Source organism: Pectobacterium versatile, from assembly GCF_003932035.1.
In the GTDB taxonomy this organism is placed as follows: domain Bacteria; phylum Pseudomonadota; class Gammaproteobacteria; order Enterobacterales; family Enterobacteriaceae; genus Pectobacterium; species Pectobacterium versatile.
Window position 1 is genome coordinate 3,277,281 of sequence record NZ_CP034276.1, and the last position, 23,779, is coordinate 3,301,059.

A 23,779-nucleotide genomic window follows, 5' to 3' on the forward strand; every position below is an offset into this window, starting at 1 on the left:
GTACTATTTTAATTAAATTAAATCCCCAACACCAATAAATACACAGAATAAAAATCCAGCAATTAAAATAAAATGAAATTAAACACCAAGAGACAATTTGAAATTAAAATATAAAACCAAAATAATGACATTAAAGATAAAAAAACCGAATCAACAAACTGTACTATTTATCCTTCAGTTTTTGCACGCTATAATCCCCGCACATTTTATTCACTATTCATTCTTATCTCACTTCAATCAGTGACGTTAATTTCTGACGGATGCAAATATCGTCGGCGGTAATTTATTCGCATTTTATTCATCACTATTTATTCCGGCAAGCATCGGAATAACAGCATTTTCCTGCCTGAAGCTAGGAGCCTAACATGTTTGATGTCGTTGAGCTGTCGCGGCTGCAATTTGCCCTGACTGCCATGTATCACTTTCTTTTCGTCCCGCTGACGCTGGGGTTGTCTTTCCTGCTGGCCATTATGAACACGACTTATGTGTTGACCGGCAAGCAAATCTATAAGGATATGACCAAATTCTGGGGCAAGCTGTTCGCCATCAACTTTGCGCTGGGCGTGGCAACCGGTCTGACGCTGGAATTCCAGTTCGGCACCAACTGGTCTTACTATTCTCACTACGTGGGCGATATTTTTGGTGCGCCGCTGGCAATGGAAGGACTCATGGCGTTCTTCCTCGAATCTACACTCATCGGCCTGTTCTTTTTCGGCTGGGATCGTCTGACCAAAGTCCAGCATATGCTGGTGACCTGGTTCGTCGCGCTAGGCTCCAACTTTTCCGCCCTGTGGATTCTGGTCGCCAACGGCTGGATGCAAAACCCGATTGCCGCCGAATTCAATTACGAAACTATGCGCATGGAAATGCTGAGCTTCGCCGAACTGGTGCTGAACCCGGTCGCGCAGGTGAAGTTTGTGCACACCGTAGCCGCGGGCTACACCGCTGGCGCGATGTTTGTACTCGGGATCAGCTCTTACTACCTGTTGAGAGGCCGCGATATCGCCTTTGCCAAACGCTCGTTCGCGATTGCCGCCAGTTTCGGTCTGGCCTCGGTGCTATCCGTGATCGTACTAGGCGATGAATCCGGCTATGTGATGGGAGACGTACAAAAAACCAAGCTGGCCGCGATCGAAGCCGAATGGGAAACGCAGCCTGCACCTGCCTCTTTCACGCTGTTCGCCATCCCCAATCAGGAAACGATGCAGAATGATTACGCGATCCACGTTCCCTACCTGCTGGGGCTCATCGCTACCCGTTCGCTCGACAAACCCGTCGTCGGCATTAAAGACCTGATGACACAGCATGAGATACGCATTCGTAACGGCATGACGGCCTATGGCCTCCTGGAGGAACTGCGCTCAGGTAACACCGACCCCGCCGTTCGCGCACAATTTGAAGCCGCCAAGCGCGATCTTGGTTACGGCCTGCTGCTTAAGCGCTATACCGATGACGTCGCCAACGCCAGCGAAAACCAGATTCAGCAGGCAACCAAAGATTCGATTCCTCGCGTCGCGCCGCTGTATATCGCTTTTCGCCTGATGGTGGGCTGCGGCGTGCTGATGCTCGGCATTTTTGCTCTGTCGTTCTGGAGCGTCATACGCGGCCGCATGGGGCAGCGCAAATGGCTGCACCGCGTGGCGCTGTACGGCATCCCCCTGCCCTGGATCGCGATTGAATCCGGCTGGTTCGTCGCCGAGTACGGCCGCCAGCCGTGGGCAGTCGGTGAAGTTCTGCCTACCGCCATCGCTAATTCGTCTCTGGAAGCACACGACATCCTGCTGTCGATGGGGCTGATTTGCGGACTGTACACGCTGTTTCTGATCGCAGAAATGTATCTGATGTTCAAATTTGCCCGACTGGGGCCAAGCAGCCTGAAAACCGGCCGCTACCACTTTGAACAGCCGACGACACAATCCCTCGCGACACCTGCAAAACCTTAACGGGAGCCATAATAATGCTGGATTATGAAACATTACGTCTGATTTGGTGGGGATTGATTGGCCTGTTGTTCATCGGCTTCGCCATCACTGACGGCTTTGACATGGGCGTGGGCATTCTGCTGCGCCTGCTGGGCAAGACCGATACCGAACGGCGGGTGATGATTAACGTGATCGCCCCGCACTGGGACGGCAATCAGGTCTGGCTGATCACCGCGGCGGGCGCACTGTTCGCCGCCTGGCCGATGGTTTATGCTGCCGCGTTTTCCGGTTTCTATTTCGCCATGATTCTGGTGCTGGCCGCTCTGTTCTTCCGGCCGGTTGGCTTTGATTATCGCTCCAAACTGGAAGATCGCCGCTGGCGCAACATGTGGGACTGGGGCATTTTCATCGGCAGCGTCGTCCCTACGCTGGTGTTCGGCATCGCATTAGGCAACTTGTTACAGGGCGTACCGCTGAGCGTCGATAAGTATTTGCGCCTCACCTACCACGGCGGGTTCTTTGGCCTGTTGAACCCGTTCGGGCTGCTGGCAGGCGTCGTAAGTGTCGCGATGATCGTCGCACACGGCGCGATTTACCTGCAAATGCGCACCACAGATGCACTTCAGCGTCGCGCGCAAAAAACCGTCCTAATAGCCAGCACTCTGATGAGCCTCACCTTCTTACTGGCTGGCCTGTGGGTCGTTACCGGAATCGACGGCTACCTGATTACCTCCACGCTGGATAAAGCGGCTCCGTCTAATCCACTGAATAAAGACGTGGTCCAGCAGGCCGGTGCCTGGTTAACCAACTTTACTGCGAATCCCGCGCTGTGGGCGATCCCCGCATTGGGTGTGGTTCTGCCGTGGTTCACCTGTCTCTTCTCGCGCGTGAACCGCTGCGGCTGGGGTTTTCTGACCTCGTCATTGACGATTGTCTGCGTGATTTTGACGGCAGGGATTACGCTGTTCCCGTTCGTGATGCCTTCCAGCTTCGATCCCAACGTCAGCCTGACCATCTGGGATGCGACGTCCAGCCAGCTTACGCTTCAGGTGATGACCATTCTGGCCTGCATTTTTGTCCCCACCATCCTGCTTTATACCAGTTGGTGTTACTACAAGATGTTCGGTCGGGTCGATGCGCGTTACATCGAAGAAAATAAGCACTCCGTTTACTAACGATTTGAGGAGAAATAAAATGTGGTATTTCGCCTGGATACTGGGCACGCTGCTGGCCTGCGCGTTCGCGCTGGTCACCGCGCTGGCCGTTGAGAACCATGAAGCGGGCAAAGACGCCCCTTGAGAGAACGAAGCGCCGCCATCGGGCGCTTCATCATTTCGTACTGAGACAGTCATCAGGGCAGACGAAACTCGCCAAGGGCGCTAGAATGCAGACGCTGCGCCCAATCGGATGCCCTCTTTTAACCTGAAATCAGACGACGACATGACAACACCCAGACAGGACAAAACGCCGTGGTGGAGTCAGGGGAAAACCCCGGACTACCGTTTTTCATTAGCGAATGAGCGCACCTTTCTAGCGTGGATTCGCACCGCGCTGGCGTTTCTTGCAGGTGCGGTGGGTATCGACCAATTTACCGTTCATCTCGATCCGCTGGTGCGTCAGGGGCTGGCTCTGCTGCTGGTCGTCTGCGCAGCATTGCTCGGCGGTCTGGCCTATCGTCGCTGGGTCAGCAATGAGAAAGCCATGCGTCAGGAAAGTGATATACCGTATACGCCAATGCTGCTGATCGTGACGCTGTTTATCACCCTCATTGCCATCGCGCTTGCCGCCATGATCCTGTTCGGGTAGCACATGGAGACAACACGCGATCCGGGGTTACAACCGCAGCGAACCGGCATGGCCTGGACACGCACCCTGTTTGTGATGTTGATAAATAGCCTGCTGTGTTTTCGTTTGAGCATGGTAGATGACAGCCGCGCCGTTTTTGCCTGCGCCATCCTGCTTTTGTGCGTCTCTGCTCTGATGTCGGTTCTGGCGATTCTGCGCTACCGCTTTAACGCCTCTTGCCAACCGGTGTTATCACGCGTCAGCCACGGGCTGATCGTCCTTACGTCATCGTCAATCGCGATAACTGCGCTGGTCTTGCTGCTGCACTTCAGCGGCGTGTGGCAAGGATAGGTTTTTTGCAAGAAAGGCGGTGAAGCCCGAACGTGCTTCACCGATTAGACTGGCTATTCGATCGAACTTTCCGGGAACAGGAAGGGATTGATGCTACTGCGAGAAAAACCTTCTTCCTCCATTTTCACATCCAGCACCAGCGATGCCAAATCGTCAGCGACGGCTTCTACACGGTGATCTTTTTCCTGATACAACAGTTTCAGATACGTGCCACAGTGACCACAGCTTTCCGCTTTGATAGCGGAATTCTCGCTATCCAGCGACCAATAGTTCAGCTCGCTCGATTCTTCACAGTTGCTGCATTTCACCCGTACCATGTGCCATTCGCTCTCGCACAGATTGCAGTGCAGATAACGCAGCCCGCTGGAGGTACCTAACTGCACCACGCCCGATACAGGAATACTGCCGCACACGGGGCAGAACTGGCGATGTTCGCCGGGTACTGCACGCGCTTTACCGGGCAGTTGGCTTGCCATCTGCGCCCAAAACAGCGACAGCGCCGCCCAGATGAACGGGGCTTTATCATTGCTCTCGGCACGAAACTCGTGTTGCAGCAGTGCTGTCGCCTGTTCTTCCAGCTCCTGCTCTGAGGCTTTTTCCAGATTCTCCAGCGTGGATAACACCTGTCCGCTAGCATCCGGTTTTAATTCTTCGATCAACGCACGCAGCAGCGTGTGCCAGTGCGCATCACGCGGGAACACCGCGATATCGAGCGGTGGACGTTCACCGGACTGTTTCAGCACATCACTCAGGTCAAGCTTCAACGGATGATCGTGCAGTACCTTCTGCTGGGCTTCCACCACGCCTGCGGCGAAGGTGAGATAATCCCCCAACGGGTGCTCTTCAGCTAACTGACGCAGACGCTCTGCGCGGCTGCTGTACAGGCTTTTCAGATTAGCAAAAAGCAGCGGAGGGATGTTCCCTTCCGGCATCGATTTTTCGTTCTGTTCTAACTGTTCCTGAGGAACAATGCGAATACTCATCAGGGTGGTTTTTCCTGTTATTTACGTTGTCTATCCGATAGGTTTCGGGGTGCAGGAAGGCCGCCAGCGCGGTCCGGGTATAATAGCTAATGCCAATCGCTTAAAGATCGAGATACACGGGGCGACCACAGGGGTGAGGCCTTCCTGCGGGAACCTCCCCCTGTGTTTCCCCTAAAAACGAGCTTAAATAATCAGCATTCGGGTATCGCTCAGCTTTAGCCGGGATTATACGCATCGTGCCTATCGACTTCCTGATTTCCGGCAAGGTTATGGCTGTTTTTCGCCATCAATGCTGCCACCTTCCGCCATGACGGAAACAGTAGCAGAAAAGCGGCAAGCATCTCCACACCTCTAAAGGGGTGATCGAGTCAGGCACTCGCCTATCTGCGCCCGAATCAGCGATGCTAAGACGATCACGCTTTGTTCACAGCGATCGTCCCATTCGTAGGACGCGTTAAAGCGGAAATAGCGATCGTATTTGTCGCCGGTCGTGAACATTTTCCCCGGCGCAATGCTGACACCCCGCTCCAGCGCACGACGGTATAGCTCCGTGCTGCTGACACCTTCAGGCAACTCCAGCCAGAGAAAATAACCGCCTTGCGAATGATTAATGCGGACTTCACCGGGAAAGTGTCGGCGTAGCGACTGTAATGCCGCATGTTTGCGCTGCTCCAGCGCTCGCCGCAGGCGGCGCAGGTGGCTGTCATAGCTGCTGGTCGCCAGATAATCCGCAATCGCCAGCTGCATCGGTGCGCTGGTTGATAATGTACTCATCAGTTGTAAACGTTGAATGCTGCCCGCATGGCTCCCTGCCGCCACCCAGCCAATACGGAACCCTGCCACCAGATTTTTAGAAAACGAGGAACAGTGCAGAATCGTGCCTTTTTTATCCAACGCTTTTGCGGGTAGCGGACGTTGCAGGCCCGTGTAAAGCTCACTGTAGACGTCATCTTCTACCAGCCCGACACCATGTTTCTCCAGCATCGCCACCAGCCGCTGTTTCTTCTCCCAGGACAGCGTGCAGCCAAGCGGGTTATGAAAATTGGTCATCAACCAACAGGCTTTGATCGGGTAATCATTCAGCGCCTGCTGCAACGCCTCAAGATCGATGCCCTGCTGCGGATCGGTCGCTATCGCAATCGCTTTGAGCTTAAGGCGTTCGATCGCCTGTAGCGCACCGTAAAAAGCCGGAGATTCGATCACCACGTAATCGCCCGGCTCCGTCAGTACCTGAAGACTGAGATTGAGGGACTCCATCGCCCCCGCCGTAATCACAATCTCATCGGGCGAGACGGCAATGCCCTGCAACGCATAGCGCTGGGCGATGTTCTTCCTCAGGCTCTCATTACCCGGCGGCAAATTATCCAGCGCGCTCTGTGGCTGCATATGACGCGCCACCGAGGCCAGCGAGCGCGTCAGTTGACGCTGTGGAAAGAGCTGCGGATCGGGAAACGCCGATCCGAACGGCATCACCGCCGGATCTTTGCTGGCCTGGAGCACATCAAAAATGAACGCATTGACGTCCACGTCTTCGGTCAACTGAACGCGCTCCTGCCCCACGGGCGAATGCAGGCTGTCTGCCGGTAATGCGGATAGCTGCGGTGCTGCGTAATACCCCGACTGCGGACGCGACACAATCAGCCCCTGACTTTCCAGCAGCTGATACGCGTGCAGCACGGTCATCAGGCTCATGCCTGAGTGCAGCGATTTTTCCCGCAGCGAGGGCAGTTTGTCGCCCGGCTGCCAGATCCCTTCCTGAAGCTGCTCACGGATTTGGTGAGCAAGCTGTTCAAACTTTGCCATAGCGCTACGGTTTCGGTGGATGAGTCTGTCATGATTTTTGGCTCGATCATCACCAATGAGTGACGATCGAGAAGGACGCTTTATCGACAATAATGCGTTGTTCGAGGGCTATTTCGCCGCGTAGCGTTGTACAAAATCCAGCAGGATCTTGCGCGCCCAAACGGGTTCCTGTGGAATATCCATCATCCGATCGACATCCCAGCCACCCTGTCGCAGGGTCGTTTCATTATGACGCAGGCACGTCAGCATGATGTCCGCGCTGAATTCCGGGTGGAATTGTACGGTCAATACTTTATCGCTGTAGCGGATAATCTGGCAGCCATCCATCTCTGAACTCGCCAGCACCTGCGCGCCCGCAGGCGGTTCCAGCACGGATTGCTGATGCGTCAGATAAGCGCCAAACTGCTGCGGATAATCACGCAGTAAGATGTCGTGCGCAGCGGCTTCATGGGTTGTCACAACCTGAACGCCGACTTCCTTGCCGTTCGGGTTATCCCCGACTTTGCCGCCCAGCGCATCGGCCAGCAGTTGATGCCCGTAGCACACGCCCAACAAAGGGACATCTGCGTAATACGCTTCACGCAGCCAGCCAGCGGTGTATTCACTCCAGTCCAGCCGATCCGTGACCATCGACCACGAGCCGGAAATCACCACCGCTGCCAGCGTATCAAACGGCGGTAACGGCTCCCCAAGATCGGGACGAACCACCTGCACCGGCTGCGTCTTACCCTGCACCGCATCGGTAAACCACTTTCCCTGCTGCCCCACCTGAGACGCGATGCCTTCCGGCGGTTGGCCCAACTGAATCACCAGCAATACCTTTTCGCTCATCGTCCTGTTCTGCCCGTATTTGAAAAACCATCAACCTGAAAAACCACAAGAATGCGGCGCTCGCTGCTTCTAACGAACGTAGCATTATGACTATATGAAAACCAGTATTCCGGCGAAAACCAACCACCATGAAAATCTGCGCATAGAAAAAGCCATGCGCATTATTTGGTCATCGCGGAATGGGCGGTTTGAGGGCAGAAAGAGCCTGCTAACGGGAAGGCTGTTGGTGGTAGGCCAGCGAGAAGACGTCGTAGAAATCAACGTCACCTTTCGTGCGTCGAATTTTCTCTATCCCCGCCTTCACGGCTGACGGCACCTGCTCGTTGTGTAACAACTTATCCTGCGTGTCCTGCGACACGTGGCGGACAGTAAACCACTCGCCGTTATAGCAAACGCGGAGATCCAAGGTATCAATGTCTTCAAAGCGATAGGTCGGGTTGATATCCACTGAGAGGGCCAGCGTCATCACCAGCAGGAAAACGGTAAAGCCTATCAGGTAGGGCAAACCAAAATAAGGGGCATAAAAAAGGATGATCGCGACCGGCACGTAGCTCACCAGCATCGCGGCAAACAGATAGGGGTGAGACTGCATGAATTTGCGGCTAAAACGTATTTTATTGTCGCGTTTTTCTTCCCGATTAATACGTTCGATCTCTTCGGTCAGAAGGCGTTTTACTTCATCCATTGTCATCACCATCGTGCTTGAGGAATACAACACTGCTTGCATCGATTAGAACATAGCCACATGAGAGATAACAGATACAGTTTTCGACAGATTGACTATAACAGTTTGACTGATGCCGGGATGAATTCTCCCGGCAACATTGACGACAAAATAGCGAGGGTTACGGAATGGCGGGCATTGTGAGATCGGGATCGATCAGATTGTAGATGTGATTGCCAAACACGGGTTGCTGCAACAGCTGATCAACCGCCAACGCGACATCCCAGCGTGACACCAATCCCAACGTAGCAGTACCCTGCGTCAGTTTTGCATTGTGTGTCGCGACCACGTCCAGCAGGCCGCCGGGACGAACGATACAGTGATCCAACGTACTGCTTTGCAACCAGCTTTCTGCCAGCGATTTCTCACGTACCGCGAAGCCAAACGCAGCTCTGGCGCGTGGCGACAACAGCGGCCAGCTATCGCCGCAGCCCAGTGACGTCACCAGCAGCATACGCTTGATGCCAGCCTGCTCTGCGCCATCGATCACCGTGCGATGACCCTGATAATTTACCGTGCCGCCGCCCATTGTTGATACCACAATGGCAGAAGGCCCCGCCACGCGGCAGGCTTCCGCTACCGTTTCCGGGTCGCAGGCATCGCCTTCCACTACCGTCATTCCCTGCTCACGCCAGTGTTTGGCCTGTTCAGGATTACGCAAGACGAGTACGACCGCCTGCTCGCACTCAATGGCGCGCTGTAATAAGCAGGCGCCGACCCCATTGCCTGCGCCGAAAAGTAACCACGTCATACCTGCTCCGGTTGTAATTCACTCGCCAGCGCGCGGAACGCCTCAACCTGAGCGCTCAGCAGCTGACGGTGGCTGTCTCGTCCAAGGAAAATTTTAAACATCGCTGCACCGCTGGCATTAAAGAACACCACGGACGCGGTGTCCATCCCCATGAACTTACGCTCAATAAATGCAATGTGCTGACAGCTCGTTGCACGGATATGCCCGCTCAGGCCATTTTTGCCGCGCAGGTTAAAGTAACCGTGACGGTGCGTACCGGTTGGCAGCTCGCTCTTGAATTCCAGAATCGCGTCTGCCGTGTGGCTGATGAGCGTCACTTCACCCCAGGTCGCAATCGTGTCCCAGACCTGATCGAAACGATCGCCCGTTGCCAGCGTACGCTGAGCCGCAGGCAAGGCCTCAACGACAGCAAACAGCGAGGTATTATACTTTCCGGCAATCTCTTCCAGTGTGCCATCAGGGTTGGTTGCCAGTAATTCATTCAGTGTCATGGTCATCGTTGCGTCTCCGGTTAGTGCGCATGCTCTTCGGCATTAAGCTGGGGGATAATTTGTTGTAATGCCTGCATCAGGTTATTCGCCCAGAAGCGGCCATCATTGGTCAGGCGCAGGCAGGTGGAATCGTCGCAGGTCAGCCCGGCCTGATGCCACTGGCTGAGTAACGGCTGAAGTTCACGGGCATGTCGAGTCAGTTGAGGCAGCTTGATACGACCGACCTCAATACCCGCCTGAAGCTGATGCTGCCACGGCCCGGTAGGACTGGCTGGTGTCATCATCATGATCGGTTTTTGCCCCTGATCGATCTGCTGGTAGTAGCGCTCCAGGCTGCGTTCCATCATGTAGGCTTGCCCGTTTATATTGCCGCCCGCACCGCTTCCCATTGCCAGACAGTCCGCGCCCTGTTTAATCAGCAGATTGTACAAGTTGCGTTCACGCGTAGTGCGCGCCCAGTGACTGTTGCTAAGCTGGTGCCAGCCAGCATCGGCCAGAAATGCCGCGCCAGTCCGGTAAAAATCACGACGGGCCACCACATCAGGCAGCGCGACACGCTGGTTTTCGGCCGCTTTCGCCAGCGGCGTGGTCGGTAACAGATTAAGCGCATACAGATCGACGCCGTCTAACGGTAAATCACTGACAATCGCCAGATCTTCGCGCCAGATTTCCGGCGTTTGTTCCGGCAGGCCGAACATCAGATCGCACACTACGGCGGCTCTGTCTCGCTCGCACAGGCGCTCAAGGAAGCGAATTGACTGCTGCTTATCTGACGTACGCGCCATACGCTGACGAATGCGAGTATCGAACGTCTGAATCCCAATGGAGAAGCGGTTCGCTCCCGCATCCAGACAGGCATCGATTCGCTCATCGTCAAAATCCATCGCCCGCCCTTCCACCGTGATTTCACAGTCCGGTGCCAGCGGCAGAGAGGTACGGATCGCGCGAATGATCTGTGACAGCTCATCGGCCGCCAGCGCCGTTGGCGTACCACCGCCAAAATACACCGCATGAATCGGCGCAGACTGATGCAGCGGGCTGTCCGCTTCCATCGCCAATTCCTGCAACAAATAGCGGGTATAGGTCGCCGTGCTGTCATCACGCAGTTTGTTTTGATAAAAACCGCAGAACGTGCAGTGCGTGGCGCAGAAAGGAATGTGCAGATAGAGCAGACGCTTACGCGCAGGCACGGTCTGCTGCTTCAGCGTCTGCCAACTGGCCGGAATCTGTTCTGGTGAAAGCGGCACATGGTTGCGCCAAGGCATTGCCATACGTCGGGCGCCAAAAGGCTGCTCACCGGGCTCGGCATAATACGGCGTCAAATCGATGTTCATTAACGGCCCCCAAATAATCAATAAAATAAATTAAATGATAATTATTTTTATTTGGCAACGTGACGGAGGCGTAAATAAACAGGCGGAATGTGAGTGCGACAAAATGACGCAGTGGATTAACAAATCGTTTTCTTTTGTGCAAACTGAAAATCATGCCGAAAAAACGTATCGCTATTTTATTTCAGAGGGTTACGATGTATCCCTCTTTGTTTTTTTAACAAGTACGAAAAAAAAACAGCGTTTATTAAAGTTCGTTAATTTGAGAGATTAATAGGCAAAATTTTTCGGCAAGCGGCACGACAACGTTATCCGAGCGATTAAACGGTTAGAGGTTGATTGTCCTCCTGAATTCAACCACCTCAATTTTGAGGAGGTTGAATATATTGATAAAAAAGGAGAAATGCGCCGTATGTACAGCATGACAAAAGACGGCTTCATGCTGGTAGTTATGGGATTCACGGGTAAAGCAGCCATGCAAAGCAAAATAACCTACATTCAGGCTTTCAACTGGATGGCTGGACAGTTACAGAACCGCCAACTAATGGGCGAAGAGGCAATGCACCAATTAGCGACAGAGGATACCAGATCGAAGCTGAAAGGCACTATCGGCAGCTGATTGATGAATGAGCGGAAGAAAAAAATACCACTATTGCGACTGGAAGAAGGTAGATGTAGAAAAGCTACCAAGAACATGGAAAAGGTTGAGAAGTGATTAAGTTACGCTATCGATTGATTGCCTTCCTGAAATCCTGATATTTGATCAGTTGTGTTGCTATGTCTCTGTGCTAACCTGTGAGAAAATGTTACCAATGGGGATAGGGATGAAGAAGATAGCGATTGCGACTTTGTTAGTTTTGCTTTCAGGTTGCGATAGAAAATCCGAAGCGCCATTTGGTGTTGAGTGGAATGATAGATCTAGAAGCGTGTCCTCATTGGGGCTTCCGACATTCAATAAAATACCATTAAGAGGTGATTGGGTAATTCTATATGTAACAACACCGCCGAAAGAATCTTTTAATATAGAAGGTGCATATAACTTTTTATATAAAAACGATAGACTTAAGAGAATAACCTTTAATACATACGATCTTACTGGCCTCGACAGTATTGATAAAAGTAAGCACATTTATAATGAGCTGAAGAAAATACTCACTGAAAGATACGGAACGCCAAAAGAAGTTAACGAACATGTATACAATGACGATTTTTCCTTTTTCCCTTGCGTAACAAACACCAACTGTGGCAAGTGGGAGTCGGTTTTTTCGCACGAGAATTATACTGGAAAACTATATATAGGAATGGGTGAGAGCAAAAGCGGATATTCTGACAGGCGCGTTTCAGGTCGAGTTCATGTTGAGTTCAGTCTTAACGGAGATAGCTTATCGCCTTGACGCTACAGCTACAAATTAGCCTGCATCCCCCCTCATCCAACCCGCTTCGGCGGGTTTCTTGCTTCCCATTGCCCACTGTTCCGTCTACGATTAACTAATATTTACCAATGGGGATAGCGATGAAGAAGATAGCGATTGCAGCGTTATTGCTGGCTTCTGGTGGGGTGAGTGCTAAAAATTATGTGATTACCATTCCAACAGACTCTAAAGCGCAGTACACAATTCTCGAAAAGGGTTCGCAAGGTGGAATGAAAACCATCGTTACAAAACGCGTAGGGCCATCGGGAACCTCTTATTCTAAACGCATTTACGATTGCAAGAATTCCACGGTTAAATACCTTGGAGATGGTGAAACACTCGAACAAATGAAGGCATCATCGCCAGACCCGCGTATGAGTGGGATAGTCTATGAATCAATAGCATATTACTTAGGCGTCGAGGCGTGTAAATAATGATGGATGATATAAACGCACTGGCTGAATAGGTGGCTCTAAGGCATACTTGTGCCGCCTGAAGCATGAAACAGATTCCGATATTGTCACCGTTAACGGAGTATCAAAACACGTCCCCCTTGAACAATTAACCCTCGGGCTGCTGGCGTGGTTCACTACAATTCGAAGACATTGCCAGATAGTGAACCGCTGAAAGATCCGCTTTCCCAAACAACTGTTTAGGAAAGCGGCTAATGGATTACTGAATACCCTGACTACGCAGGTAATCTTCATAGTTGCCGGTGAAATCGATCACTTTATTTGGCGTAATTTCCAGAATACGGGTCGCCAATGAGCTGACAAATTCACGGTCATGAGAGACGAACAGCAGCGTCCCTTCATACATTTCCAGCGCCATATTCAGCGATTCAATGGATTCCATATCAAGGTGGTTGGTTGGTTCATCCATCACCAGAATATTCGGACGCTGCATCATCAGCTTACCGAACAGCATGCGGCCTTTTTCACCACCGGATAACACCTTCACTTTCTTCTTGATATCATCCTGGCTGAACAGCAAACGACCGAGAATGCTACGCACGGCTTGCTCGTCGTCTTTTTCCTGTTTCCACTGGCTCATCCAGTCAAAAACGGTCAGCGTCTCATCGAATTCGTATTCGTGATCCTGCGCGTAGTAGCCAATTTTTGAGTTTTCAGACCATTTTACCGTACCGCTATCCGGCTCGAAATCACCGACCAGCGTTTTCAGCAATGTCGATTTACCGATACCGTTGGCACCCAGAATTGCGACTTTCTCACCCACTTCGATCATCAGACCCAGCTTGCTAAACAGCGGGCCATTATCAAAACCTTTGCTCAACGCTTCAACTTCCAGCGCATTACGGAACAATTTCTTATCCTGATCAAAACGGATAAACGGGTTTTGACGGCTGGACGCTTTCACTTCATCTAGCTGGATTTTATCAATCTGACGTGCGCGTGATGTCGCCTGCTTGGATTTAGAGGCGTTGGCGCTAAAGCGGCTGACGAACGATTGCAGTTCGGAAATCTGCGCTTTCTTTTTGGCGTTATCGGACAACAAACGCTCACGAGCCTGCGTCGCTGCCGTCATGTATTCATCATAGTTGCCGGGATAAATACGCAGCTCGCCGTAGTCCAGATCCGCCATGTGCGTACAAACCATGTTCAGGAAGTGACGGTCATGCGAGATGATGATCATGGTGCTGTTACGCTCGTTCAGCACCTGCTCCAGCCAGCGGATCGTATCGATATCCAGGTTGTTGGTCGGTTCGTCAAGCAGCAGGATATCAGGATCGGCAAACAGCGCCTGCGCCAACAGGACACGCAGTTTCCAACCGGGAGCAATTTCACTCATCAAGCCATAATGCTGCTCAACGGGAATCCCCACGCCCAGCAACAGTTCGCCTGCGCGTGACTCTGCGCTGTAGCCATCCATCTCACCGTATTGCACTTCCAGATCGGCAACTTTATAGCCGTCGGCTTCGCTCATTTCAGCCAATGAATAGATACGGTCGCGCTCTTCTTTTACCGCCCACAGCTCGCCGTGGCCCATGATAACGGTATCCAGCACGCTGTATTTTTCAAAAGCGAACTGATCCTGACGCAATTTCCCCAGACGTTCATTAGGATCGAGGAAGACGTTACCGCCGCTCGACGCCAGGTCGCCGCCGAGAATCTTCATGAATGTGGATTTGCCGCAACCATTCGCGCCAATCAAACCGTAACGGTTGCCGCCGCCAAATTTAACGGAAATGTTTTCAAACAACGGCTTGCTGCCGAACTGCATGGTGATATTGTTGGTACTTAACACAGCACTTATACTCGAGTCGGAATGTGATTTGGCGCGCATTATGCCACAAGCGCGCGATAGGATCGCGGTTAGTTTTGAGTAATATTTAAGCGATAGCGCATACAGGAGAGAAATGCGATGCCTATACTACGTCGTTTCAAACAGGTCGACGTTTTCACCCAGCAGCCTTTCAAGGGCAATCCGCTTGCCGTCATTATGGAGGCAAAGGGGTTAACCGATGCGCAAATGCAGGAGATCGCTCGCTGGACAAACCTGTCAGAAACCACGTTTGTCCTGCCAGCCACCGACCCTTTAGCGGATTACCACGTCCGCATTTTTACGCCAGAATCGGAGCTGCCCTTTGCCGGACACCCTACGCTAGGCACCGCACATGCCCTGCTGGAAGAAGGATTGCGTCCTAAATCTCCGGGCCAGTTGGTACAACAATGCGGCATTGGTCTCGTGCCAATCAACATCGGTGAGGATGCGAGCCTCGCTTTTCACGCACCTCAGGCCACCATCGTTCCATTTGACGATGAACACCTGCCACTGCTGGAAAAAACGCTGGGCATTACTGGTTTTGATCGTGCCGCTATCGATACCCGCTACCCGCCCACCGCGGTACACATGGGCATTCGCTGGCTCGTGATTCGCGTAGACAGCGCTAACACCTGCCTGAACATGACACCGGATGCAGAAGCACTCTCAGCCGTACAAAATCTCAGCCAGACCAACGGCATCGCTGTCTATGGCCCGCACGATGGCGCAACGCCTGCCGATTATGAAGTTCGCGCGTTCTACATCGAACGCGGTCATATCAAGGAAGATCCGGTTACCGGCAGCGCCAATGCCTGTCTGGCTGCACTGCTTCGCCAGCAGCACTCGACGAATAACGTCACCGCACCACTTAGCTACCTTGCGCGACAGGGCACTATGCTACAGCGCGATGGCCAGATTACCGTCACTTACCTGAACGATGAGCCGTGGATCGGCGGACACAGCGTCACGATCGTTGACGGTACGTTGCAGGGATAAGGAGGGATTTTATGGCAACGCCATTTGCCGATACGTCATTTACAGATGCACTGTATGCATTGCGTCATCAGCCCCATCTGTGCCTAACGATTCAGGAAGAAAGCGATGCCGATGCGCTCTTTACCCTGATTCAGCAGGAAAAAGCGCGTCTGCGGCGTACTTTACCCTGGCCGGATTCTGTTAAGACCGTCGATGACACGCGTGAAACCATTCGCGCCAACAGAAAGACATTCTTCGATAAAACGGCCGCTGTGTACGTTATCCGCTGGGACGACGCGCTGGCTGGCATCGTCTCCTTCAACACGATTCAGGATAAAGAAGGCGTCATCGGCTATTGGATCGCCGAAGCATTTGAAGGCAAAGGCATCGTTTCTCAGGCCGTCAGCACGCTGATAACAGCCTATACCGATGCGAGCCTCGTTGAGCGCTGCGTCATCAGAGCCTCAACCGCCAACACGCGTAGCAACACTGTCGCTCAACGACTTGGCTTCCGCTTTCACCACACGGAGAAAGACGCCGAGCAGATTGGCGAGCAGTGGTTCGATCACAATATTTATCGCTATCCTGCCTGATATTACCCCGTATACCTTCCATCGCCTGATGCGCTGACCTCCCGGCTGCGCATCAGATTCTTTCTCTTCACGATGCATGACCTTTGCCATATCGTTATATTTTTGTGACTAACATCACAAAAATGTTGAAATTCAATTTCATCTTCGCTACCATTAAAAACGTGATGAACATCACACTTAATTAACCCATTAGAGGAGCCTGATAATGAAAACGATGCGCAAAATCAGCAAATTCTTTAAAAGAATGGGAGATGTTTATGTCAGTTACTGTGAACGTATTGGGTCAATCATCAGCCCGTTCTGATTGTGATATGAACAATCTCTGAAGCCGCCTCCTACAGGCGGCTTTTGTTTTCTCATCCTCTCTCACATCCTGTTCATCCCCTTTCCTTTTTGTCTACCCACACGTCGCCGATTTGTGCAGCACACCGCATGCCTGAACATTCTCTTTTAAAAACAGCTCAATGCGTTTTCCTTTCACGGCAAAACCACCGTTAACAGACTATGCTTTTCTCTGGCTGTACTTGCTTCGCGTCCCCGACGTCTGCGCAAAAAGATAAAAAGGACATGACTATGAGTAAAGTTAAGCAACAGGATATTGACCGTCTGATCGAACTGGTCGGCGGGCGTGAGAACATCGCGGCGGTCACGCACTGCATTACTCGTCTCCGCTTCGTCTTGCACGACTCATCCAAAGCCCATCCCAAGAACATTGAAGAGCTGCGTATTGTTAAAGGGTGTTTTACCAACGCCGGACAATTTCAGGTCGTGATCGGCACCAACGTGGATGAGTATTACAAAGCGCTGCTCGCCACCACGGGAAAAGGCGAGATTAATAAAGAAGAAGCCAAAGTCGCCGCTCGCCAGAACATGAGTTGGTTTGAACGCAGCATTTCACATTTTGCAGAGATCTTTTTTCCGCTGCTTCCCGCACTCATCAGCGGGGGCTTGATCCTCGGCGCACGTAACGTAATTGGCGATATTCCGATGCGCGACGGGCAAACGCTGGTACAGCTCTACCCGACCTGGCAAACCATCTACGATTTCCTCTGGCTGCTGGGCGAAGCTATCTTCTTCTATCTTCCCGTTGCGGTCTGCTGGTCAACCGTACGCAAAATGGGCGGCACGCCCATCCTCGGCATCGTGCTCGGTATCACGCTGGTATCGCCACAGTTAATGAACGCCTATCTTATCGGCCAACAAACGCCTGAAGTGTGGAATTTCGGCTGGTTCACGATCGAGAAGATAGGCTATCAGGCACAGGTCATTCCGTCCGTCTTGGCCGGGATGGCGCTGGCCCTGATCGAAACGCGGCTGAAAAAAATCGTGCCGGATTACCTCTATCTGGTGGTCGTGCCCGTAACCTCGCTCATTCTGGCCGTTTTCCTGGCACACACGTTGATTGGTCCCTTTGGTCGTATGATTGGCGATGGCGTCGCCTGGGCCGTTAAGGCGGTAATGACAGGCAGCTTCGCTCCCATTGGCGCCGCACTGTTTGGGTTCCTGTATGCGCCGCTGGTCATCACGGGCGTGCACCAAACAACGTTAGCGATTGATATGCAGATGATTCAAAGCATGGGCGGCACCCCCGTCTGGCCGCTCATCGCACTGTCCAACATTGCACAGGCGGCTGCCGTCGTCGGGGTGATTCTCGTCAGCCGGAAAACCAACGAACGCGAAATTTCTGTCCCTGCGGCGATTTCCGCCTTTCTTGGCGTGACCGAACCCGCCATGTACGGTATCAACCTGAAATACCGCTTTCCGATGCTGTGCGCCATGATCGGCTCCGCTGCGGCTGCACTCATCTGCGGGCTGTACGGCGTAACGGCAAATGGCATCGGCGTAGGTGGGCTACCGGGTATTCTCTCCATCAAGCCACAGTTTTGGGGAATCTTCGCCCTTGCCACGCTGGTTGCCACCGTCATTCCGATTGTATTGACATCGCTGGTCTATAAACGCAAAACCCGCAATGGCACACTCGATCCTACATAGCGGTGGCATATAATTATTGTCTCAACTCAGGCTGTGCTTGCACGGCCCACTGTAATAAAGGAGCGACCTCATGACCATGAACGCCTCGCTTCCCTGGTGGCAAAACGGCGTAATTTATCAAATCTACCCGAAGAGCTTTCAGGACAGTACCGGCAATGGCATTGGCGACATCGCTGGCATCACCGCCCGGCTCGATTACCTGCAACAGCTGGGCGTCGATGCGATCTGGCTAACACCGGTTTACCTCTCTCCTCAGGTTGACAACGGCTATGACGTCGCCGACTACTGCGCCATCGACCCAGCCTATGGCACGATGGCCGATATGGAAACGTTGATCGCGGAAGCGCATCAGCGCCGTATCCGTGTCGTGATGGACATGGTGTTCAACCACACCTCTACGCAACACCACTGGTTCCAGAACGCACAGGATCGCCGTAGTCCGTACCGTCATTTTTATATCTGGCGTGATGGTAATGACGGAGCGCTACCTAATAATTGGCGTTCAAAATTTGGCGGCTCGGCCTGGCAGTGGCACGAAGAAAGCAAACAGTACTATCTGCATCTTTTCGCCACTGAACAGGCCGACCTGAATTGGGAACATCCGCGCGTACGGGATGAATTAAAGCAGGTCTGTGCATTTTGGGCGGATAAAGGTGTGGACGGACTGCGGCTGGATGTCATCAATCTGGTTTCCAAGCAGCAGGATTTCCCGTCTGATGCTCAGGGCGATGGACGCCGTTTCTATACCGATGGCCCCCTGATTCATGATTACCTACAGGAGTTCAGCCGGGATGTTTTTCAACCCCGTGGCTTGATGACCGTCGGTGAGATGTCATCAACCTCGCTGGAGCACTGCCGCCGCTACGCCGCGCTGGACGGCAATGAACTCTCCATGACGTTCAATTTCCATCATCTGAAAGTCGATTATCCAAATGGGGAGAAATGGACGCTGGCGGCACCTGATTTTATCCAGCTCAAGCAGATATTTAATCACTGGCAGCAGGGGATGCATAACCATGCCTGGAATGCGCTGTTCTGGTGTAATCACGATCAGCCACGCATCGTATCGCGCTTTGGTGACGAAGGCGAATTCCGTGTGCAATCCGCCAAGATGCTGGCGATGGTGCTTCACGGTATGCAGGGCACGCCCTATATCTATCAGGGTGAAGAACTGGGCATGACCAATCCCGGCTATACGCAGATTGCGCAATACCGCGATATTGAAAGCCTGAATCAGTGTGCTGAACAGCGCGAACGGGGTCAGCCGGACGAACAGATCTTAGCAATCCTCGCCCGCAAATCACGCGATAACGGCCGCACGCCGATGCAGTGGGATGACAGCCATCATGCTGGGTTTACGACCGGCGCGCCCTGGATAACCCCATGCCAGAATGTCGACCACATCAACGCGGCACAGGCGCTGGCGGATAAAGACTCCGTTTTCTATACCTACCAGCAGCTTATTGCTATGCGTAAAGCGCTTCCGCTGCTGACGTATGGAGACTATCAGGATTTGTTACCCGATCACCCTAACGTCTGGTGCTATCAGCGTCTCTGGGAGGGACAGCGGCTTTTGGTTCTGGCAAATCTCAGCAAACAGACTCAGCGCTGGCAGCCTCCGATTGATACCCATGACCGCCGCTGGAGACTGTTATTCAGTAATTACTCTGATGCACAGCCTCAGCCCGCCATACTGGCGCTACGCCCGTTTGAAGCTATCTATTGGGTACAAGGAATGCCAGAGAAAGAGGATAAGATTCAGGGCTAGAGGATATCGTGAGATGTAGCGGGTAACCCCGCTACATTGTCAGGTGTTTCACACAATCCATTCGGATGACATGATTTACTCGGAAATCCGCCCTATCCTGCTCATCGTTACTGAGCGATAGAGCGATTTTGACTCAGTCCAGTGTAGAAGGAACTAGCGCTTAGCCAGCAGCAATCCCAACACCAGACCGACTGTGGCACCAATACCGATACCGTGCCAGGGTTTGTCATGCACATAAACATCGGCTTTGTCGGCCACCTGCTTGGCGCGCGCATAATAACTGTCAGTCACACCAATGCGGGCTTTGACTTCCAGCAGCGCTTTTTCCGCGCCCTTCTTCAAATCAAGATAGGCTTGGTCTGCCTGATCGCCTGTATAGCGCAATACCTCGTCCAGCGTTTCAGACAGAAGTTTTAAATCATCATCGACACGAATATCTTCAGGCTGTTTTTTTGTCGCTGCCATAAAGTGCTCCCTTCTGTTATGAAAAGTCATTAGTTATAAATCGTTGCCTTCTTAACTATAGACAAGTTTGTGCGACTTCTACGGCTGCAACAGACCAGATCATTCCTAAAACGTATTTTGCTTCCATAAAAAAACGCTGGCAGAGTTTTTCAACGTCGCTTGCGACGGCCCGAAGGGTGGCGAGCAGGAAGCTCGCCATAAAAAACGCCGTTGATTCTCATCAACGGCGTTTCATTACTCAAGCAGACTCTCGTCAGTGGTTACATCATTGGCTGCGCCAATTGCACCAGAGAGATAAGCGGCTGCGGATACAAACCAAAGAACAGTACGGCGATGGAGGAGATCAGCACGACCACACCACCCGCAGTTAAAGCCCAGTTGTTTGGCGTATCACGCTGCAACACCTGCGGCGCATTCAGGAACAAACTCACCATCACGCGCAGATAGTAGTACAGACCAATGGCACTACCCAGCACGACCGCACCAGTCAGCCACCACAGTTCAGCATTAACACCGACCGCCAGCACATAGAATTTGCCGAAGAAGCCCAGCGTCATCGGGATGCCCGCCAGCGACAGCATCATCACAGTCATCACCGCAGACAGGATCGGTTTATGCCAGAACAAACCACGGTAAGAGAACAGTGAATCGGCATCCGGGCCACGGTACGGGCTAGACATCAGGCTAACCACACCGAACGCGCCCAGGCTGCTGAACAGGTAACCCACCAGATAAACACCGACGGTTTCCAGCGCCAGTTGATGGCTCTGAACCGCGATCAGGGCAACCAGCAAATAGCCCAAGTGCGCGATGGAAGAGTAACCGAGCAGACGTTTGATGTTGGTTTGCGATACCGCCATCACGTTACCGAACAGGATCGACGCAAACGCGATGACACCCAGCACGATTCTGACGGACTCGCTGTCAGCCATTGGCGCGTACAGGAACAAACGCATGACTGCGCCGAAAACGGCAATTTTACCGGCCGTCGCCAGAAACGTAGACACAGGCGCAGGTGCACCCTGATACACATCAGGCGTCCACAGCTGGAACGGAACCAGAGACAGCTTGAAGCCAAGACCGACAATCATCATCCCCAGACCTGCCAGCAACAGCGGCTCATGGATTTGGTGATCGCTCAGGCTCTTACCAAGGCTGGCAAAGCTCATATCGCCTGATTCAGCATAAATCAGCGCCATACCAAACAGCAGGAAGGAAGACGCAGCCGCAGACAGCAGCATGTATTTAATACTGGCTTCCAGCGAACGTTTCAGGCGGAAGGCATAGCCGACCAGACCAAACAGCGGGAGAGAAAGCAGTTCAATCCCGATGAACAGCGAAGCCAGATGGTTGGCGCTCGACAGCAGAATCCCACCCAACGCGGCAATGAGAACCAGCAGGTAGAACTCATCACGATTGTCTGGGTAGCCTTGCAGCCACGGATAGGCAAACGTGCTGGTAGCCAGACTGGCAAGCAGAACCAGTCCGGTATAGAACATCGAGAAGCCATCAACACGCAGCAGCGGCGTCACGTCCGTTGGGCCAACCTGACCAACAAAGTACAGTGACAGCAACGCAATATTCAGGCCGATAACCGTCATGGTTGCGTTGACAAAATGGTTGCGTCGCCACGCAATGCACAGCATCACAACCACTACCGTCAATCCGACGATCAACAGCGGCGATAGCGCAATTAGTTGTTGAAGAGTTATTGTCATGGCGAATTACGGCCTTGTTGTTGAAATAATTGAATCTGGAGCAGACGACATAAACCACTGCTGGATATTTGACATCGCGGCACTGGAGGTATCCAGAATCGGTTGCGGGTAAACCCCTAACAACACCAGTAATACCACCAGCAGCATCACGATAGACAATTCGCGGAGCGACATACTCTTCAATGGTTCATCAGATTTAGGCGTACCGTAATAAGCACGCTGAATCATGATCAGTGAGTAGACTGACGCGAATACCAGACCGAAGGTTGAGATCACCGTAATCACTGGCACAACCTGATAGCTGCCGAACAGAATCATGAATTCGCCGACAAAGTTACCTGTGCCCGGCATCCCCAAGGTTGCCACAGCAAAGAACAGAGACAGCGCAGGCAGGAACTTCAAGCGCGACCACAGGCCACCCATTTCACGCATGTCACGGGTATGCAGACGTTCGTACAGTTGACCACACAGAATGAACAGACCCGCAGCGGACAAGCCGTGCGCAATCATCTGAATTACCGCGCCCTGATAAGCCAGTTGATTACCGGAATAGATGGCAATCATCACGAAGCCCATGTGGGACACAGAGGTGTAAGCAATCAGGCGTTTGATATCCGTCTGTTTGAACGCCAACCAGGCACCGTAGAAGATACCAATCACACCCAGCCACATGGCAATCGGTGCAAAGGCATGGGAGGCATTCGGGAACAGCGGCAGACTGAAACGCAGCAGGCCATATGCCGCTGTTTTCAACAGGATCCCTGCAAGGTCAACAGAACCCGCCGTTGGCGCCTGGCTGTGTGCATCCGGCAGCCAGCCGTGCAACGGCACGACAGGCATTTTTACCGCAAACGCGATGAAGAAACCCAGCATCAGCAGATATTCAACACCGTATGACATCGGCGTCTTCAGCAGGTCTTCATAGTTGAACGTCCAAACGCCAGTGGCATTGTGATGCACAAAGACCAGCGCCAGAATCGCGATCAACATGATCAGTCCGCTTGACTGGGTATAGATGAAGAACTTGGTTGCCGCCGTAATTCTGGTTTTACCGTCGGAGCCTTTATGCCCCCACAGCGCAATCAGGAAGTACATTGGTACCAGCATCATTTCCCAGAAAAAGAAGAACAGGAACATGTCGATGGCAAGGAACACGCCGATAACGCCGCCCAGAATCCACAGCAGGTTCAGGTGGAAGAAGCCCTGATAGCGCTGAATTTCATTCCAGGAACAGAGGATTGCCAACACGCCCAGCAACCCAGTCAGCACCACCATCAGCAGTGACAGGCCGTCCAGCGCAAGATGGATGCCGATGCCGAAGCGCGGGATCCATGGCACATAAAACTCAGATTGCCATTGTGGTACGCCTGTTGGTGCGGTCAGCGAATAACCGCCTTGCAACCACAGTTGCAGAGACAGTGCGAGTGTCAGCCCCATTGCAATCAACGCTATCCAGCGCGGTACTTTCGTACCAAAACGCTCTAACTGCCAGCACAGCAGACCGCCGATAAAGGGGAGAAGAATTAGCCAAGGTAGTAGCATGGCGTTTTGTGTCCCTAAATTAAAGAAATCTGAAAACTTGCCGTGGCGGGCATCCCTAT

Annotated in this window: 23 protein-coding genes and 1 pseudogene; 12 read left to right on the forward strand and 12 right to left on the reverse strand. The window is 52.6% G+C overall.

All coding sequences use genetic code 11. The annotated features are described in order from the left end of the window. Positions 1-365 precede the first annotated feature (365 nt). The 5 genes from cydA to EIP93_RS14870 all read left to right on the forward strand — a co-directional run bounded on the left by cydA (position 366) and on the right by EIP93_RS14870 (position 4,058). On the forward strand, positions 366-1,943 hold the full coding sequence (gene cydA, locus EIP93_RS14850) for a cytochrome ubiquinol oxidase subunit I (RefSeq protein ID WP_103941031.1): 1,578 nt from the start codon (positions 366-368) through the stop codon (positions 1,941-1,943). A 14-nt stretch (positions 1,944-1,957) separates the two neighbouring features. Further along, entirely contained in the window at positions 1,958-3,097 is a 1,140-nt protein-coding gene (gene cydB / locus EIP93_RS14855; protein ID WP_103941029.1) for a cytochrome d ubiquinol oxidase subunit II, read from the forward strand. Between the two features lie 19 nt (positions 3,098-3,116). After that, complete coding sequence (cydX, locus tag EIP93_RS14860; RefSeq protein WP_010295317.1) at positions 3,117-3,221, forward strand: cytochrome bd-I oxidase subunit CydX; 105 nt, start codon at positions 3,117-3,119, stop codon at positions 3,219-3,221. 141 nt (positions 3,222-3,362) lie between these two features. Then, positions 3,363-3,728 (forward strand): YidH family protein, encoded by a 366-nt coding sequence (locus tag EIP93_RS14865; RefSeq protein WP_029367411.1) that lies wholly within the window; start codon positions 3,363-3,365, stop codon positions 3,726-3,728. Between the two features lie 3 nt (positions 3,729-3,731). After that, on the forward strand, positions 3,732-4,058 hold the full coding sequence (locus EIP93_RS14870) for a DUF202 domain-containing protein (protein WP_029367413.1): 327 nt from the start codon (positions 3,732-3,734) through the stop codon (positions 4,056-4,058). A gap of 53 nt (positions 4,059-4,111) precedes the next feature. Here the strand turns inward: EIP93_RS14870 and fdhE are convergent, their stop codons facing one another. The 8 genes from fdhE to hutW form a co-directional block, all read right to left on the reverse strand. After that, positions 4,112-5,041 (reverse strand): formate dehydrogenase accessory protein FdhE, encoded by a 930-nt coding sequence (gene fdhE, locus EIP93_RS14875; protein ID WP_095995016.1) that lies wholly within the window; start codon positions 5,039-5,041, stop codon positions 4,112-4,114. Positions 5,042-5,256: 215 nt separating this feature from the next. Continuing rightward, positions 5,257-5,382 carry a hypothetical protein gene (locus EIP93_RS22995; RefSeq protein WP_256713076.1) on the reverse strand — a complete coding sequence of 42 codons (126 nt, stop codon included), beginning with the start codon at positions 5,380-5,382 and terminating at the stop codon, positions 5,257-5,259. A 10-nt stretch (positions 5,383-5,392) separates the two neighbouring features. Then, complete coding sequence (locus EIP93_RS14880) at positions 5,393-6,844, reverse strand: aminotransferase-like domain-containing protein (RefSeq protein WP_125232922.1); 1,452 nt, start codon at positions 6,842-6,844, stop codon at positions 5,393-5,395. A 108-nt stretch (positions 6,845-6,952) separates the two neighbouring features. Next, complete coding sequence (locus tag EIP93_RS14885; RefSeq protein ID WP_109224796.1) at positions 6,953-7,675, reverse strand: glutamine amidotransferase; 723 nt, start codon at positions 7,673-7,675, stop codon at positions 6,953-6,955. 208 nt (positions 7,676-7,883) lie between these two features. Continuing rightward, complete coding sequence (locus EIP93_RS14890; RefSeq protein WP_010295331.1) at positions 7,884-8,360, reverse strand: YlaC family protein; 477 nt, start codon at positions 8,358-8,360, stop codon at positions 7,884-7,886. 160 nt (positions 8,361-8,520) lie between these two features. Continuing rightward, positions 8,521-9,150 carry an NAD(P)H-binding protein gene (locus EIP93_RS14895; RefSeq protein ID WP_039471327.1) on the reverse strand — a complete coding sequence of 210 codons (630 nt, stop codon included), beginning with the start codon at positions 9,148-9,150 and terminating at the stop codon, positions 8,521-8,523. Then, positions 9,147-9,647, reverse strand: coding sequence for a heme utilization cystosolic carrier protein HutX (gene hutX / locus EIP93_RS14900; RefSeq protein WP_010295337.1), 501 nt, complete (start codon positions 9,645-9,647; stop codon positions 9,147-9,149). Before hutX ends, EIP93_RS14895 begins: the two co-directional genes overlap by 4 nt. A 14-nt stretch (positions 9,648-9,661) precedes the next feature. Continuing rightward, positions 9,662-10,975 carry a heme anaerobic degradation radical SAM methyltransferase ChuW/HutW gene (gene hutW, locus EIP93_RS14905; protein WP_107333149.1) on the reverse strand — a complete coding sequence of 438 codons (1,314 nt, stop codon included), beginning with the start codon at positions 10,973-10,975 and terminating at the stop codon, positions 9,662-9,664. Positions 10,976-11,261: 286 nt separating this feature from the next. On the opposite strand from hutW, the pseudogene EIP93_RS14910 reads away from it, so the two are divergent. From EIP93_RS14910 to EIP93_RS14920, 3 genes and pseudogenes are all read left to right on the forward strand, one after another. Beyond that, positions 11,262-11,591, forward strand: a pseudogene (locus EIP93_RS14910) (Rha family transcriptional regulator); the annotation flags it as partial. A 205-nt stretch (positions 11,592-11,796) separates the two neighbouring features. Next, a complete protein-coding gene (locus tag EIP93_RS14915; RefSeq protein WP_116162623.1) occupies positions 11,797-12,366 on the forward strand; it encodes a hypothetical protein in 570 nt (189 codons plus the stop codon). 119 nt (positions 12,367-12,485) lie between these two features. Continuing rightward, positions 12,486-12,818: a hypothetical protein gene (locus EIP93_RS14920; protein WP_103862156.1), complete on the forward strand. Its 333-nt coding sequence runs from the start codon at positions 12,486-12,488 to the stop codon at positions 12,816-12,818. 238 nt (positions 12,819-13,056) lie between these two features. On the opposite strand, the gene EIP93_RS14925 is transcribed toward EIP93_RS14920, so the two are convergent. Then, on the reverse strand, positions 13,057-14,649 hold the full coding sequence (locus EIP93_RS14925) for an ABC-F family ATPase (RefSeq protein WP_072014383.1): 1,593 nt from the start codon (positions 14,647-14,649) through the stop codon (positions 13,057-13,059). A 117-nt stretch (positions 14,650-14,766) separates the two neighbouring features. Here EIP93_RS14925 and EIP93_RS14930 point away from each other — a divergent pair, with 117 nt between their 5' ends. The 4 genes from EIP93_RS14930 to treC all read left to right on the forward strand — a co-directional run bounded on the left by EIP93_RS14930 (position 14,767) and on the right by treC (position 19,995). Then, complete coding sequence (locus EIP93_RS14930; RefSeq protein WP_119158439.1) at positions 14,767-15,663, forward strand: PhzF family phenazine biosynthesis protein; 897 nt, start codon at positions 14,767-14,769, stop codon at positions 15,661-15,663. Between the two features lie 11 nt (positions 15,664-15,674). Beyond that, positions 15,675-16,235, forward strand: coding sequence for a GNAT family N-acetyltransferase (locus EIP93_RS14935; RefSeq protein WP_039491533.1), 561 nt, complete (start codon positions 15,675-15,677; stop codon positions 16,233-16,235). A 573-nt stretch (positions 16,236-16,808) separates the two neighbouring features. Then, positions 16,809-18,227 (forward strand): PTS trehalose transporter subunit IIBC, encoded by a 1,419-nt coding sequence (gene treB, locus EIP93_RS14940; RefSeq protein WP_119158437.1) that lies wholly within the window; start codon positions 16,809-16,811, stop codon positions 18,225-18,227. A 76-nt stretch (positions 18,228-18,303) separates the two neighbouring features. Continuing rightward, positions 18,304-19,995 (forward strand): alpha,alpha-phosphotrehalase, encoded by a 1,692-nt coding sequence (gene treC, locus EIP93_RS14945; RefSeq protein ID WP_125233350.1) that lies wholly within the window; start codon positions 18,304-18,306, stop codon positions 19,993-19,995. A 153-nt stretch (positions 19,996-20,148) separates the two neighbouring features. Here treC and elaB read toward each other — a convergent pair whose 3' ends face one another. From elaB to nuoM, 3 genes are all read right to left on the reverse strand, one after another. After that, a complete protein-coding gene (gene elaB, locus EIP93_RS14950; RefSeq protein WP_039484060.1) occupies positions 20,149-20,460 on the reverse strand; it encodes a stress response protein ElaB in 312 nt (103 codons plus the stop codon). 260 nt (positions 20,461-20,720) lie between these two features. Next, a complete protein-coding gene (nuoN, locus tag EIP93_RS14955) occupies positions 20,721-22,178 on the reverse strand; it encodes an NADH-quinone oxidoreductase subunit NuoN (protein ID WP_010295367.1) in 1,458 nt (485 codons plus the stop codon). 6 nt (positions 22,179-22,184) lie between these two features. Then, positions 22,185-23,720, reverse strand: a complete 1,536-nt coding sequence (gene nuoM / locus EIP93_RS14960; RefSeq protein ID WP_039484058.1) for an NADH-quinone oxidoreductase subunit M — start codon at positions 23,718-23,720, stop codon at positions 22,185-22,187. Positions 23,721-23,779 lie beyond the last annotated feature (59 nt).

Coding starts and splice junctions, on each gene's coding strand:
- cydA (WP_103941031.1), top strand. CDS start 366: ATGTTTGATGTCGTTGAGCTGTCGCGGCTGCAATTTGCCCTGACTGCC.
- cydB (WP_103941029.1), top strand. CDS start 1,958: ATGCTGGATTATGAAACATTACGTCTGATTTGGTGGGGATTGATTGGC.
- cydX (WP_010295317.1), top strand. CDS start 3,117: ATGTGGTATTTCGCCTGGATACTGGGCACGCTGCTGGCCTGCGCGTTC.
- EIP93_RS14865 (WP_029367411.1), top strand. CDS start 3,363: ATGACAACACCCAGACAGGACAAAACGCCGTGGTGGAGTCAGGGGAAA.
- EIP93_RS14870 (WP_029367413.1), top strand. CDS start 3,732: ATGGAGACAACACGCGATCCGGGGTTACAACCGCAGCGAACCGGCATG.
- fdhE (WP_095995016.1), bottom strand. CDS start 5,041: ATGAGTATTCGCATTGTTCCTCAGGAACAGTTAGAACAGAACGAAAAA.
- EIP93_RS22995 (WP_256713076.1), bottom strand. CDS start 5,382: ATGCTTGCCGCTTTTCTGCTACTGTTTCCGTCATGGCGGAAGGTGGCA.
- EIP93_RS14880 (WP_125232922.1), bottom strand. CDS start 6,844: ATGGCAAAGTTTGAACAGCTTGCTCACCAAATCCGTGAGCAGCTTCAG.
- EIP93_RS14885 (WP_109224796.1), bottom strand. CDS start 7,675: ATGAGCGAAAAGGTATTGCTGGTGATTCAGTTGGGCCAACCGCCGGAA.
- EIP93_RS14890 (WP_010295331.1), bottom strand. CDS start 8,360: ATGGATGAAGTAAAACGCCTTCTGACCGAAGAGATCGAACGTATTAAT.
- EIP93_RS14895 (WP_039471327.1), bottom strand. CDS start 9,150: ATGACGTGGTTACTTTTCGGCGCAGGCAATGGGGTCGGCGCCTGCTTA.
- hutX (WP_010295337.1), bottom strand. CDS start 9,647: ATGACCATGACACTGAATGAATTACTGGCAACCAACCCTGATGGCACA.
- hutW (WP_107333149.1), bottom strand. CDS start 10,975: ATGAACATCGATTTGACGCCGTATTATGCCGAGCCCGGTGAGCAGCCT.
- EIP93_RS14915 (WP_116162623.1), top strand. CDS start 11,797: ATGAAGAAGATAGCGATTGCGACTTTGTTAGTTTTGCTTTCAGGTTGC.
- EIP93_RS14920 (WP_103862156.1), top strand. CDS start 12,486: ATGAAGAAGATAGCGATTGCAGCGTTATTGCTGGCTTCTGGTGGGGTG.
- EIP93_RS14930 (WP_119158439.1), top strand. CDS start 14,767: ATGCCTATACTACGTCGTTTCAAACAGGTCGACGTTTTCACCCAGCAG.
- EIP93_RS14935 (WP_039491533.1), top strand. CDS start 15,675: ATGGCAACGCCATTTGCCGATACGTCATTTACAGATGCACTGTATGCA.
- treB (WP_119158437.1), top strand. CDS start 16,809: ATGAGTAAAGTTAAGCAACAGGATATTGACCGTCTGATCGAACTGGTC.
- treC (WP_125233350.1), top strand. CDS start 18,304: ATGAACGCCTCGCTTCCCTGGTGGCAAAACGGCGTAATTTATCAAATC.
- elaB (WP_039484060.1), bottom strand. CDS start 20,460: ATGGCAGCGACAAAAAAACAGCCTGAAGATATTCGTGTCGATGATGAT.
- nuoN (WP_010295367.1), bottom strand. CDS start 22,178: ATGACAATAACTCTTCAACAACTAATTGCGCTATCGCCGCTGTTGATC.
- nuoM (WP_039484058.1), bottom strand. CDS start 23,720: ATGCTACTACCTTGGCTAATTCTTCTCCCCTTTATCGGCGGTCTGCTG.